13 protein-coding genes are annotated in these 12,233 nt (G+C 72.2%); 7 read left to right on the forward strand and 6 right to left on the reverse strand.

Going from position 1 to position 12,233, the window contains the following annotated elements; genetic code table 11:
- Positions 1-9 precede the first annotated feature (9 nt).
- The 3 genes from mmpB to IE275_RS04365 form a co-directional block, all read right to left on the reverse strand.
- Positions 10-138, reverse strand: coding sequence for a morphogenic membrane protein MmpB (mmpB, locus tag IE275_RS46770; protein ID WP_268255251.1), 129 nt, complete (start codon positions 136-138; stop codon positions 10-12).
- A 110-nt stretch (positions 139-248) separates the two neighbouring features.
- On the reverse strand, positions 249-458 hold the full coding sequence (locus tag IE275_RS04360) for an acyl-CoA carboxylase epsilon subunit (RefSeq protein WP_189707705.1): 210 nt from the start codon (positions 456-458) through the stop codon (positions 249-251).
- 15 nt (positions 459-473) lie between these two features.
- On the reverse strand, positions 474-2,078 hold the full coding sequence (locus IE275_RS04365) for an acyl-CoA carboxylase subunit beta (RefSeq protein WP_189707707.1): 1,605 nt from the start codon (positions 2,076-2,078) through the stop codon (positions 474-476).
- 110 nt (positions 2,079-2,188) lie between these two features.
- Between IE275_RS04365 and IE275_RS04370 the strand changes: the two genes are divergently transcribed.
- Complete coding sequence (locus tag IE275_RS04370) at positions 2,189-3,055, forward strand: biotin--[acetyl-CoA-carboxylase] ligase (RefSeq protein WP_189707709.1); 867 nt, start codon at positions 2,189-2,191, stop codon at positions 3,053-3,055.
- A 151-nt stretch (positions 3,056-3,206) separates the two neighbouring features.
- Entirely contained in the window at positions 3,207-4,373 is a 1,167-nt protein-coding gene (locus tag IE275_RS04375; RefSeq protein WP_189707711.1) for an adenylate/guanylate cyclase domain-containing protein, read from the forward strand.
- Positions 4,374-4,396: 23 nt separating this feature from the next.
- Here the strand turns inward: IE275_RS04375 and IE275_RS04380 are convergent, their stop codons facing one another.
- The gene (locus tag IE275_RS04380; RefSeq protein ID WP_229870098.1) at positions 4,397-5,041 is read right to left on the reverse strand and encodes a hypothetical protein; all 645 of its coding nucleotides are present in this window, start codon (positions 5,039-5,041) and stop codon (positions 4,397-4,399) included.
- Between the two features lie 237 nt (positions 5,042-5,278).
- Between IE275_RS04380 and IE275_RS04385 the strand changes: the two genes are divergently transcribed.
- From IE275_RS04385 to hutH, 3 genes are all read left to right on the forward strand, one after another.
- Positions 5,279-6,082, forward strand: coding sequence for an enoyl-CoA hydratase/isomerase family protein (locus IE275_RS04385; protein ID WP_189707713.1), 804 nt, complete (start codon positions 5,279-5,281; stop codon positions 6,080-6,082).
- Positions 6,083-6,153: 71 nt separating this feature from the next.
- Entirely contained in the window at positions 6,154-7,296 is a 1,143-nt protein-coding gene (locus IE275_RS04390; RefSeq protein ID WP_189707715.1) for a GGDEF domain-containing protein, read from the forward strand.
- Positions 7,297-7,421: 125 nt separating this feature from the next.
- The gene (hutH, locus tag IE275_RS04395) at positions 7,422-8,960 is read left to right on the forward strand and encodes a histidine ammonia-lyase (protein WP_189708684.1); all 1,539 of its coding nucleotides are present in this window, start codon (positions 7,422-7,424) and stop codon (positions 8,958-8,960) included.
- 57 nt (positions 8,961-9,017) lie between these two features.
- Here the strand turns inward: hutH and IE275_RS04400 are convergent, their stop codons facing one another.
- On the reverse strand, positions 9,018-9,812 hold the full coding sequence (locus IE275_RS04400; protein ID WP_189707717.1) for a hypothetical protein: 795 nt from the start codon (positions 9,810-9,812) through the stop codon (positions 9,018-9,020).
- 42 nt (positions 9,813-9,854) lie between these two features.
- Positions 9,855-10,238, reverse strand: coding sequence for an LPXTG cell wall anchor domain-containing protein (locus tag IE275_RS04405; RefSeq protein ID WP_189707719.1), 384 nt, complete (start codon positions 10,236-10,238; stop codon positions 9,855-9,857).
- Between the two features lie 109 nt (positions 10,239-10,347).
- Between IE275_RS04405 and IE275_RS04410 the strand changes: the two genes are divergently transcribed.
- Both IE275_RS04410 and IE275_RS04415 read left to right on the forward strand, forming a co-directional pair.
- On the forward strand, positions 10,348-10,701 hold the full coding sequence (locus IE275_RS04410; protein WP_189707721.1) for a hypothetical protein: 354 nt from the start codon (positions 10,348-10,350) through the stop codon (positions 10,699-10,701).
- 236 nt (positions 10,702-10,937) lie between these two features.
- Positions 10,938-12,185 carry a L,D-transpeptidase gene (locus IE275_RS04415; protein ID WP_229870099.1) on the forward strand — a complete coding sequence of 416 codons (1,248 nt, stop codon included), beginning with the start codon at positions 10,938-10,940 and terminating at the stop codon, positions 12,183-12,185.
- The last annotated feature ends 48 nt before the right edge of the window (positions 12,186-12,233 follow it).

Below are 12,233 nucleotides of genomic sequence, written 5' to 3' on the forward strand. Positions count from 1 at the left end.
GTGCGGCTCTCAGCTGAGGCCGAGCACGAGCAACGCGATCAGCATCGCCGCCGCCAGGAAGAAGCCGAGCCGCCTGAGGGTCTCCTGCATGTCGCGCAGTTCCTCGGGCGGCTCGTTCTCGGGGTCGGACCACAGCATTCCACCAGGGTGGCGCTTCGGCCGGGGGCGGCGCCTGAGTAGGGGTACTCAGATCGTGCCCCCGGTCGCTCGGCCGAGCGCGGTTCCCCTCGGTCCCCGGTGGGTCCTTCTCAGCTCGGCCAGTAGGTGCGGGCCCAGGACGCCTGGCCGGGCAGCGGGACACGCTGCCCCGCGATGCGGGCCGGGTCGGCCCACGCGTCCCTGGGGCCCGGCGCGCCGGACGGCACGGCCGCTGCCGCCGCGGCGCGGGCTCGGACCACCGCCAGGGCGGCGGCCAGCTCCTCCGGGGTCGGGTTGCCCCGTACGACCTTGATCGTCACAGCCACTCCTGGGGGCTAGAGGGGGATGTTGCCGTGCTTCTTCGGGGGCAGTGATTCCCGCTTGGTGCGCAGTTGACGCAGGCCGCGCACGATGTGGCGGCGGGTGTCGGACGGCATGATCACGGAGTCGACGTAGCCGCGCTCGGCCGCGATGTAGGGGTTGAGGAGGGTGTCCTCGTACTCCCGGATCAGCCGGGCCCGCACCGCCTCCAGATCCTCGCCGTTCGCCTCCGCCTCCGCGATCGTGCGGCGGTGCAGGATGTTCACCGCGCCCTGGGCGCCCATGACGGCGATCTGGGCGGTCGGCCAGGCCAGGTTGAGGTCGGCGCCCAGGTGCTTGGAGCCCATGACGTCGTAGGCGCCGCCGAAGGCCTTGCGGGTGATGACGGTGATCAGCGGGACGGTGGCCTCGGCGTACGCGTAGATCAGCTTGGCGCCGCGGCGGATGATGCCGTCGTGCTCCTGCCCGACGCCGGGCAGGAAGCCGGGCACGTCCACGAACGTGATGACGGGGACGTTGAAGGCGTCGCAGGTGCGCACGAAGCGCGCGGCCTTCTCGGACGCCGTGATGTCCAGGCAGCCGGCGAACTGCATCGGCTGGTTGGCGACGATGCCGACCGGGTGGCCCTCGACCCGGCCGAAGCCGGTCAGGATGTTCGGGGCGAACAGCGCCTGCGTCTCGAAGAACTCGGCGTCGTCCAACACGTGTTCGATCACCGTGTGCATGTCGTACGGCTGGTTGGCGCTGTCCGGGACGAGCGTGTCCAGCTCCAGGTCCTCGTCGGTGACGGAGAGATCCGCCTCCTCCGCGAAGACCGGGGCCTCGGACAGGTTGTTGGACGGCAGGTACGACAGCAGCTGCTTGACGTACTCGATGGCGTCCTTCTCGTCACCGGCCATGTGGTGCGCCACGCCCGAGACGGAGTTGTGGGTGCGGGCGCCGCCCAGCTCCTCGAAACCGACGTCCTCGCCGGTGACCGTCTTGATGACGTCCGGGCCGGTGATGAACATGTGCGAGGTCTGGTCGACCATCACCGTGAAGTCGGTGATCGCGGGGGAGTACACCGCGCCGCCCGCGCACGGGCCGACGACCAGCGAGATCTGCGGGATCACCCCGGAGGCGTGGGTGTTGCGGCGGAAGATCTCGCCGTACGCGCCCAGGGAGGCCACGCCCTCCTGGATACGGGCGCCGCCGGAGTCGTTGATGCCGATGACCGGGCAGCCGGTCTTCAGCGCGAAGTCCATCACCTTGACGATCTTCTGGCCGTAGACCTCGCCCAGCGCCCCGCCGAAGACCGTGAAGTCCTGGGAGAAGACGGCGACCGGACGGCCGTCGACCGTGCCGTACCCGGTGACCACGCCGTCGCCGTAGGGGCGGTTCTTCTCCAGGCCGAAGTTGGTGGAGCGGTGGCGGGCGAACTCGTCCAACTCCACGAAGGAGCCGTCGTCCAGAAGCAGCTCGACGCGCTCACGGGCCGTCAACTTGCCCTTGGCGTGTTGCTTCTCGACGGCGCGTGCGGAGCCGGCGTGTGTCGCTTCCTCGATACGGCGCTGGAGATCGGTGAGCTTCCCCGCGGTCGTGTGGATGTCGATCTCTTGACGCTGTTCCGGCTCGGACATCGGGATGCGGCTCCCTGCCTGCTCAAAAGGGGGGACGGTTACTCATCCGTAGAGTAGTGGTGCACCTACCGATCGGCAGTGCGGCGTTTCACACACCTAGGGTGGCTTGCATGACGCCGCGAGATGCCTCAGACGACAACAGCAGCCGCTGGTCCGATCTGGACCGGCCGCCCCTCAACGGCACCGCCCTGCGCCGGGCCCTGGTGCGCGAGGACGGCCTCTGGTCGGACGTGCGGGTGGTGCAGCGCACCGGCTCCACCAACTCCGACCTGGCGGCACTGGCCGCCAAGGGTGAGGCGGCCGAGGGCACGATCCTGGTCGCGGAGGAGCAGACCGCGGGCCGCGGCCGCCTGGACCGCAGCTGGACGGCGCCGCCGCGCTCCGGGCTCTTCTTCTCCGTGCTGCTGCGGCCCGCCGAGGTGCCGGTGGCCCGCTGGGGCTGGCTGACCCTGCTCACCGGGGTCGCCGTGGCGACCGGCCTGGCCCGCGCGGCGGGCGTGGACACGGCACTCAAATGGCCCAACGACCTGCTGGTCACCGTCGGGGGCGAGGAACGCAAGGCCGGCGGCATCCTGGCCGAGCGGGCCGGGGAGGACGGCGTCGTGATCGGCGTCGGCGTCAACGTCACCCTGCGCGCGGACGAGCTGCCCGTGCCCCAGGCCGGATCGCTGGTGCTGGCCGGGGCGGCCGGCACCGACCGGGACCCGCTGCTGCGGGCCGTCCTGCGGTCGCTGGAGGAGTGGTACGGGCGCTGGCGGGCGGCCGGCGGCGATCCGGCGGTCGCCGGACTCCAGGAGGCGTACGCGGCGGGGTGCGCGACCCTCGGGCGCTCCGTGCGCGCCGAGCTGCCGGGCGGGCGCGCCCTGGTGGGGGAGGCGGTCGCGGTCGACGGCGACGGCAGGCTCGTGATCGCCACCGCGGACGGGGTGCAGGAGCCGGTGGGCGCGGGGGACATCGTGCACCTCCGGCCGGCGTGAGGTCCCGGACCCGTCGCGCGTCTGTGCGCGGCCTGTGAGCGGGGGTGGGGCGGGCGGGCCGTCCGTCGCCTGACGGAGTGAGCTGGCGCACACTGCCGTAGAGTTGAGGCCGGTCGATACCTGACCGCGGAAGATCGGAAGGGCAGCAGGCGTGACCGTCGACGACACGGGCTCCGGCGCGGGCGCGGAACGCCGGGTGGACCCCTCCCCGCTCGAGGCTTCGGCCGAGCCCGGGGACCTCCCTGCCGCCGAACCCGGCGAGGACCCGCTCGCCCTCCGCCTCGAACAGCTGATTCTCGGTGCCGAGCGGCGCTACACCCCCTTTCAGGCCGCCCGCAGCGCCGGTGTCTCCATGGAACTGGCGTCCCGTTTCTGGCGGGCCATGGGCTTCGCCGACATCGGGCAGGCCAAGGCCCTCACCGAGGCCGACGTGCTCGCACTGCGCCGGCTCGCCGGTCTCGTCGAGGCGGGGCTGCTGAGCGAGCCCATGGCCGTGCAGGTCGCGCGTTCCACCGGGCAGACCACCGCCCGGTTGGCCGAATGGCAGATCGATTCCTTTCTGGAGGGCCTGACCGAGCCGCCCGAGCCCGGGATGACCCGCACCGAGGTCACCTATCCGATCGTCGAGCTGCTCCTGCCCGAGCTGGAGGAGTTCCTCGTCTACGTCTGGCGCCGGCAGCTGGCCGCCTCGGCCGGCCGGGTCGTCCAGGCCGCCGACGACGAGGAGATGGTCGACCGGCGCCTCGCCGTCGCCTTCGCCGACCTCGTGGGCTTCACCCGGCTGACCCGCCGGATGGAGGAGGAGGAACTGGGCGAGCTGGTCGAGGCCTTCGAGACCACCGCCGCCGACCTGGTCGCCGCGCGCGGCGGACGGCTGATCAAGACCCTCGGCGACGAGGTGCTGTACGCGGCCGACGACGCGGGCACGGCCGCCGACATCGCGCTGCTGCTCGTCGAGACGATGAGCAACGACGAGACGATGCCCGAGCTGCGGGTCGGCATGGCGTTCGGCACGGTCACCACCCGGATGGGCGATGTCTTCGGCACGACGGTCAACCTGGCGTCGCGGCTGACCTCGATAGCGCCGCGGGACGCCGTCCTCGTCGACAGCGCCTTCGCGGAGGAACTGATCCGCACCGGCGACGCGCCCGCCTCGGAGGCGCAGGCCGCGGAGGCCGCGGCCGCCGCCGAGAAGGAGGGTGAGGAGCCCCCCACGTACCGCTTCGCACTCCAGCCCATGTGGCAGCGGCCGGTGCGCGGGCTGGGCGTGGTCGAGCCGTGGCTGCTGACCCGGCGGCAGCACGGCACGCAGGACTGACCGGCGCCGGCGGTCCGCCCCGGTCAGCGGTGCGGCGCCGCCGCCACCTGGTCCAGCGGGTCCACGCACAGGCCGATGACCGGGACGCAGATGCCCGGGTGGCCGGGCTGTCCGGGTGCCGGAGCCGGTGCCGGGCGCGCGCCGGTCGGGGCCGGCGCCGGCGGCGGGGTGGACGTGGAGGGTGCGGGCCGGGGGCCGGTGGTCGTCGTGGGCGTGGGTGCCGGGGCGCGCGGCGGGGCCGGAGCCGGGGTCACGCCGGGGGCGGCCGGGCTGTAGAGCGTGCCCGGGACGAGCGCCACGGACGTCGCGGCGCCCGGGGCGCCGGGTACCGCGCTCACCTCGGGTGTCGGGCTCGCGCCGGCTCCGCCCATCGGGGCGGGGGCCGTCGGGGTGGCGGCGACGGTCGCGCCCGCGTTGGCCGGGCGGTCGGTGGCCGTGTCGGCGCCCGTGAGGGGGTCGGGGCGGGGTTCCGCCTCCGCGGTGCCGAGCCCGCCGACGCCGCCCGGGTCCGGGGTCAGCCGGACGAGGCTCAGCACACCGGCGGCCAGGGCCAGACCGCCCGCGGCGAACAGCACCTTGCGGGGGCGGGGGCGGCGGTGCCGGCCGCGCGGCGTCGCCCAGAGCCGGGTGGGCTCTCCCTGGATCTCGTCCACCGGTGTGTTCGTCATCGCGTTCCCTCCCCGGTGTGGCCGCGCCCCCGATGCGCCGGGGCGGACGCACGTTATGCGCTCCCTTGGGCGGTCAGGGAGGAGTTGGGCGGGATGTCACTCGAACGGGTGGGCGGGCCTCGGTGCGGCGATGGGGCGGGCGGTGAGCGGGGAACGGGCCCGCACTTTCCCCGGCGGACCCCGGCTGCGATGATCGGGCGGTCGAGTTGTGTTAACCCGCGTTAACCGGAGGAAGCGATGAGCGAGGAGCGGTTCGGGGAGTTCGTGCTGGTGCGGCGGCACGGGGACGGCGGCCGTGTCGCGGAGCTGGCCCTCGACCGGCCCAAGGCCATGAACGCCGTGTCGAGCGACATGGCGCGGTCCGTCGCCGCGGCGTGCGCGGCGCTGGGCGACGACCGGGACGTACGGGTGGTCGTGGTGACCTCGACGCACGAACGGGCGTTCTGCGTAGGCGCCGACCTGAAGGAGCGGAACTCCTTCAGCGACGCGGACCTGGTGCGGCAGAGGCCGGTCGCGCGCGGCGCGTACACCGGGGTGCTGGAGCTGCCGGTGCCGACGGTGGCGGCGGTGCACGGCTTCGCGCTGGGCGGCGGCTTCGAGCTGGCGCTGGCGTGCGATGTCATCGTGGCCGACCGCACGGCCGTGGTGGGCCTGCCGGAGGTGTCGGTGGGGGTGATTCCGGGCGGCGGCGGTACGCAGCTGCTGCCGCGCCGGGTGGGCGCGGCGCGGGCGGCCGAGCTGATCTTCACCGCGCGGCGGGTGGAGGCCGCCGAGGCGCGCGAGCTGGGGCTGGTGGACGTGCTGGTGGAGGAGGGCCGGGACCGGGAGGAGGCGCTGGCGATGGGCGCCCGGATCGCGGCGAACTCGCCGGTGGGGCTGCGGGCGGCGAAGCGCGCGCTACGGCTGGGGCAGGGGCTGGATCTGCGGGCGGGCCTCGAGGTCGAGGACGCGGCGTGGCGGTCGGTGGCCTTCTCGGGGGACCGGGCGGAAGGGGTGGCGGCGTTCAACGAGAAGCGCGCGCCGCAGTGGCCGGGGGAGTAGCGAGCGCCACCGGTGACTCTCGGTGGCGCTCCGGCATCCCCTTTGGTGGTAAATGTCCCTAACCTGGGGTGATGGGTGAGGACAGACGCCTCGCGGCTGTGGTGGGGCTGGCACAGGGGATGGCGGCGGCGCGCACACCCCGGGAGTCGTGGCGGGCCGCGGCGCTCGGCGCGTGCCGGGCGCTGGCCGGAGGCTTCGCCGCGCTCTCCGTGTGGGAGCGCGACCTGGGCCGGCTGCGTGTCCTGGTGAACGTGGGCGACCGCTCCGCCGACGAGGACGAGTTCCCGGAGGACGAGGCGTACCCGGTGCACCAGTTCCCGGAGATCACCGAGTTCCTGCACGAGCGCTGGGTGTCGGGGGGCGAACCCAACGCCTGGGTGGAGACCGCGCGGGGGCCCGCCGCCGGACAGCCCGGCTACTGCCATCAGCGGGTCGCCGCCCTGCGCCGCCGGGGCCGCGGCTCCTGTGTGGTCGCGCCGATCGTGCTGCACGGCCGCGCCTGGGGCGAGCTGTACGTGGCCCGCTCGGCCGGCACCCCCGTCTTCGACCGCGCCGACGCCGACTTCGCCACCGTCCTGGCCGCCGTCGTCGCCGCGGGGATCGCCCAGACCGAGCGGCTGGAGGAGGCCCGGCGGCTGGCCTTCACCGACGCCCTCACCGGTCTCGCCAACCGCCGCGCCGTCGACGTACGCCTGGAGGAGGCGATCGAGTGGCACCGGGCGGACGGTACGACCGTCAGCCTCGTCGTCTGCGACCTCAACGGGCTGAAGCGGGTCAACGACACCCGGGGGCACGCGGTCGGCGACCGGCTGCTGGAACGCTTCGGCTCCGTGCTGTCGCTGTGCGGGGCGATGCTGCCGGGGGCGCTCGCCGCGCGGCTCGGCGGGGACGAGTTCTGCCTGCTGGCGGTCGGACAGCCCGCCGACGGCGTGGTGAAGGTCGCCGGCGAACTCTGCCGCCGCGCAGCCGAGCTGGAGCTGGGCGAGGGCGTGGCCTGCGGTGTCGCGTCCACCGAGGACCCGATCGGGCCGGTCCGCTCGGCCCGCCGGCTCTTCCGGCTGGCGGACGCCGCCCAGTACCGCGCCAAGGCCGTCCGGGCGGCGCGTCCGGTCGTCGCGGGCCGGGAGGGTCCCGACGACCCCGTCGTACGCCTCGCGGACGAGCCCTCGCACGAGGGGGGCGGCGAGCGGCGGCGGTTCCGGGGCCGGCCCTGAGCGGGTCGGCGCGTCCGGTCGTGGCGTTGCGGTCTTTTCGGCGTTGTGACCTATTCGGTAAGGGGCGAACCCGCTCCCCACTGGTGACATCTCCGTCTTCACTGCGTACGCTCCTGAATATGGATATGCACACTGTGGTGGTGGGGACGTCCGGGGTGACCGCGTCCGACGTGCTCGCCGTGGCGCGCGGCGGCGCCCGGATCGAACTGTCCGGGGAGGCGGTGGCGGCCCTCGCCGCGGCCCGCGGGATCGTGGACGCGCTCGCGGCCAAGCCCGACCCGGTCTACGGCGTCTCCACCGGATTCGGCGCCCTCGCCACCCGGCACATCAGCCAGGAACTGCGCACCCAGCTCCAGCGCAACATCGTCCGCTCGCACGCCGCCGGCATGGGCCCGCGCGTCGAGCGGGAGGTCGTCCGCGCGCTGATGTTCCTGCGGCTGAAGACCGTCTGCTCCGGACACACCGGCGTACGGCCCGAGGTCGCGCAGACCATGGCCGACATCCTGAACGCCGGCATCACCCCCGTCGTCCACGAGTACGGCTCCCTCGGCTGCTCCGGCGACCTGGCCCCGCTCTCGCACTGCGCCCTGACCCTGATGGGCGAGGGCGACGCGGAGGGCCCCGACGGCGTCGTACGGCCCGCCGGAGAGCTGCTCGCCGCGCACGGCATCGACCCCGTCGAGCTGCGCGAGAAGGAGGGCCTGGCCCTGCTCAACGGCACCGACGGCATGCTCGGCATGCTGATCATGGCTCTCGCCGACCTGGACCGGCTCTTCAAGTCCGCCGACATCACCGCGGCCCTCTCCCTGGAGGCCCTGCTCGGCACCGACCGGGTCCTCGCCCCCGAGCTGCACGCCATCCGCCCGCACCCCGGCCAGGGCGACTCCGCCGCCAACATGCTCGCCGTGCTGGCCGGTTCGGAACTCACCGGACACCACCAGGACGACGCCCCCCGGGTCCAGGACGCCTACTCGGTGCGCTGCGCCCCGCAGGTCGCCGGCGCCGGCCGCGACACGATGGCCCACGCGCGGCTGGTCGCCGAACGCGAGCTGGCCTCGGCGGTCGACAACCCGGTGGTCCTGCCCGACGGACGTGTCGAGTCCAACGGCAACTTCCACGGCGCCCCGGTGGCCTACGTCCTCGACTTCCTCGCCATCGCCGTCGCCGACCTCGCCTCCATCGCCGAGCGGCGCACCGACCGGCTGCTGGACAAGAACCGCAGCCACGGCCTGCCGCCGTTCCTCGCGGACGACGCCGGCGTCGACTCCGGCCTGATGATCGCCCAGTACACGCAGGCCGCCCTGGTCAGCGAGCTGAAGCGGCTCGCCGTACCGGCCTCCGCGGACTCGATCCCGTCCTCCGCCATGCAGGAGGACCACGTCTCCATGGGCTGGTCGGCGGCGCGCAAGCTGCGCACGGCCGTCGACAACCTCACCCGGGTCATCGCCGTCGAGCTGTACGCCGCCACCCGCGGCGTCGAACTGCGCGAGGGCCTCACCCCGGCGCACGCGACCCGGGCGGTCATCGCCGCCGTGCGCGAGGCGGGGGTCGAGGGCCCCGGTCCGGACCGCTTCCTCGCGCCGGACCTCGCGGCGGCGGACGCGTTCGTCCGCGACGGCCGACTCGTCGCGGCGGCGGAGACGGTCACCGGCCCGCTGCGGTAGGACAGTTGAGGCCCTGCCGTCCGGTGTGACGGCAGGGCCCCTACGTATGCCTGTGGGTTACTTGAGCTTCGCGACCTGAGCGTCGATCACGGCCGCCGGGACGTCGCTCATCTCGCCGCCCTTCGCGAGCGCGGCAAGGTCCATCGTGAAGAACGTGGCGAGGGTGTTCCCCTTGCGCACCACTTCGGTGTGGGCGGTGACCGTCTGGCCCTCCACCTCGACGTCCTGGGTGAACGCCACCGACTCGTCGCCCTGCCCGGACCCCTTCTCCGTGGCGACCTTGGTGACCTTCGAGCTCTCCCCGTCGGCCGTGAAGCCGTACCCGCCGGCACAGGCGGACACCCCGTCGGACAGGGACTTGATGGTCTTCTCGGCGCCGTCGCCGTCGCCCTCGTACGAGGACAGGCCCACGTACGTCATGGTGATGTCGAAGGCGCCCTCGATGTCCGCCTCGCTGACGTCGTCCAGCGAGGTGGGGGCGTCCGACGCCTTGTCCTCCGTGAGGCTGTTGGTCGCGTTCGCGTCCGTGTCACCCGGCGGGAGCCCGTTCGTGGCCCAGGCCATCGGGGCGCACTCCGACTTGTCGACCTTCACCGCGGACTTGGAGGTCGCGGCGGTGTCGTCCCCCGAGCCGACCTTGTACCCCTTGACCTCGCCCTGGGCGAGGAGCAGCTTCTCCAGCTCTGCCGACGTCAGCGCCTTGGCGTCCGAGGCGGCGGCCGAGGACGAACCCTTGGAGTCTCCGGAGTCCTTCGACCCCTCGTCCGACGACCCACAACCCGTCATGAGCGCGAGCGACAGCGCGCCCATCGCGGCAGTGGCGCACAGCCGCGCCCCCGATGATCTCTTCATGAGCGGACTATGAAGGTCTTGTCAAAGGACAGTCAAGTCGATTCAAAAACCGAGGCGTTCCCGGCGTACCGAATACACCACGAACCCCGCACCCAGGGCGAGAAGCGTCGTTCCGCCCACGACGTACGGGGTGGTGTCGAAACTGCCGGTGTCGGCGAGCCGGGTGCCGTCGTCCGCCGTCGTGGCGGCGTCCACGGCACCCGCGGCGTCCGCGGCGCCCACGGCATCCACGGTGGTCGTCGGGGCGGTGGCCGAGTCGGTCCTCGTGGCCGTCGACGCGGCCCGTGCCTGGGTGGTGACCTGTGTGGCCGTCTCCGCTCGGGCCGGGGCGTCCTGGGACGCGTTGGCGGACGGGACGAACCACAGGGCACCCAGAAGGGTCCCCGCGGCGGTGGCGGTCAGCAACGGGCGGCGAGCGGATGACACGGAATATCGATCCCCTTGTGGCGCTGGCGAATTGGCCGTGTGGCCCGATGCTAATGAAAGGCGCGGGTCGCGGGAAAGTTGCCGGAGCCGTGAGCCGTACGCTCCGGGCATGAGCACTGAAAAGACATCACGTTTTGTCCGGCTTCGAGTGGAACTCGTGCTGGAGATCCACGACGACGACGCCGTGACGAAGGCCGCGCTGCGCCGGATCGCCGACGACCCGGAGACCCCGGAGTCCGAGCGTGCGCATGCCCAGAGTGCTGTGACGGAAGACACCGCCGAGGCCCTCGCCTATCTCGTCGACCCGTTCGACCTGGTCAGTGAGGTGCCCGGGGTGGAGCTCCAGCAGGCGTCCTGGTCCAGCGAGCAGATCGACTACGACCCCGATTCGCCGGACTGGGACCTGGACGACGATGATGTCGAGGAGAATGACGAGGACGCACGCGAGGGTGGCACCGGCTGATCGTCTTGGGGAGATCGTGACCCCGGACGGCAACCGCCGCCCGGGGTTCCGTCGTCTCAAGGGACGCATGGACCGACACCCGCACCACGTGTCCCGGGCGGCTCCACCGACCCGTGGACGTGGTGTGCCCCACACATTCGGGGAAAGTGGAACGGGACGAACCGGTCGCAGCGTTTAAGTTTCTTAACGGGGACTCTCGGGGTTCTGGGAAATCGGCAACGATGGAGAAGCGTGTGATGACGGACAGTAGGCGGCGCCGAGGTCTGATGACGGCGTCCGCACTGCTCGGCGGTGTTCTGGTGCTCTCTGCGTGTTCCGGCGGTGACAGCAGCGCGTCGGACGGTGGCGACAGCTCTTCGCAGGCCAGGGCCGACGAGGCGGCGGCGAAGAAGTCCTCCGAGGCGCAGATCAAGATCACGCCGGCGGACGGCTCCAACAACGCGTCCATCAACAACTCCGCGGCCGTCACGGTGAAGAAGGGCACGCTCACCGAGGTGACGATGACCACCGCCGACGGCACCGCCGTCGCGGGCGCGCTCTCCGCCGACAAGACCAGCTGGAAGCCGAGCGCCCAGCTGGAGCGTTCGACCACCTACAAGCTCGCGGCCACCGCGAAGGACTCCAAGGGCCTCGAGGCCCACGAGAACGCCTCCTTCACCACGGTCTCCCCGGACGACAGCTTCATAGGCAATTTCACGCCCGAGGACGGCTCGACCGTCGGTGTGGGCATGCCCGTGTCGATCAACTTCAACAAGGAGATCACCAACAAGGCGGCCGTGCAGAAGGGCATCACGGTCACCACCAGCAGTGGTCAGGAGGTCGTCTGCCACTGGTTCTCCACGGTGCGCATGGACTGCCGCCCGGACGACTACTGGAAGGAGGCGTCCACCGTCACCCTGAAGCTCGCGCTCGACGGCGTCGAGGGCGCCGACGGCGTCTACGGCGTGCAGCAGAAGACGGTCACCTTCAAGATCGGCCGCAACCAGGTCACGTACGTCGACGCGAAGACCAAGCAGATGAAGGTCACGCAGGACGGCAAGACCGTGCGGACCATCCCGATCTCCGCCGGCTCGCCCGACAACAAGACGTACGAAGGCCAGATGGTGATCTCCGAGAAGTTCAAGGAGACCCGGATGAACGGCGCGACCGTCGGCTTCACCGACGACGACGGCAAGGGCGAGTACGACATCAAGGATGTCCCGCACGCCATGCGCCTGACCACCTCCGGCACCTTCGTGCACGGCAACTACTGGGGCGCGAAGTCCATCTTCGGCGCGGTGAACACCAGCCACGGCTGTGTCGGCCTGTCCGACACCAAGGGCGCCAACGACGCGAACACGCCGGCCGCCTGGTTCTACGACAACTCGATCGTCGGTGACGTCATCGTCGTCCAGAACACCGGCGACAAGACGGTGTCCCCGGACAACGGCCTCAACGGCTGGAACATGGACTGGGCCCAGTGGAAGGCCGGTTCGGCCGTCTGACCCCAGGTCGACGCACAGCTTTCCGATGCCGCCCCCAGGGGCGGCATC

It is taken from the genome of Streptomyces phaeofaciens (assembly GCF_014648915.1).
Taxonomy (GTDB): Bacteria; Actinomycetota; Actinomycetes; order Streptomycetales; family Streptomycetaceae; genus Streptomyces; species Streptomyces phaeofaciens.

Bases quoted from the DNA above. Each gene is read 5' to 3' on its own strand.
- IE275_RS04410 (WP_189707721.1), top strand. From the start codon at position 10,348: ATGAGCACTGAAAAGACATCACGTTTTGTCCGGCTTCGAGTGGAACTC.
- IE275_RS04370 (WP_189707709.1), top strand. From the start codon at position 2,189: ATGACGCCGCGAGATGCCTCAGACGACAACAGCAGCCGCTGGTCCGAT.
- IE275_RS04390 (WP_189707715.1), top strand. From the start codon at position 6,154: ATGGGTGAGGACAGACGCCTCGCGGCTGTGGTGGGGCTGGCACAGGGG.
- IE275_RS04415 (WP_229870099.1), top strand. From the start codon at position 10,938: ATGACGGACAGTAGGCGGCGCCGAGGTCTGATGACGGCGTCCGCACTG.
- mmpB (WP_268255251.1), bottom strand. From the start codon at position 138: ATGCTGTGGTCCGACCCCGAGAACGAGCCGCCCGAGGAACTGCGCGAC.
- IE275_RS04380 (WP_229870098.1), bottom strand. From the start codon at position 5,041: ATGACGAACACACCGGTGGACGAGATCCAGGGAGAGCCCACCCGGCTC.
- IE275_RS04400 (WP_189707717.1), bottom strand. From the start codon at position 9,812: ATGAAGAGATCATCGGGGGCGCGGCTGTGCGCCACTGCCGCGATGGGC.
- IE275_RS04385 (WP_189707713.1), top strand. From the start codon at position 5,279: ATGAGCGAGGAGCGGTTCGGGGAGTTCGTGCTGGTGCGGCGGCACGGG.
- hutH (WP_189708684.1), top strand. From the start codon at position 7,422: ATGCACACTGTGGTGGTGGGGACGTCCGGGGTGACCGCGTCCGACGTG.
- IE275_RS04365 (WP_189707707.1), bottom strand. From the start codon at position 2,078: ATGTCCGAGCCGGAACAGCGTCAAGAGATCGACATCCACACGACCGCG.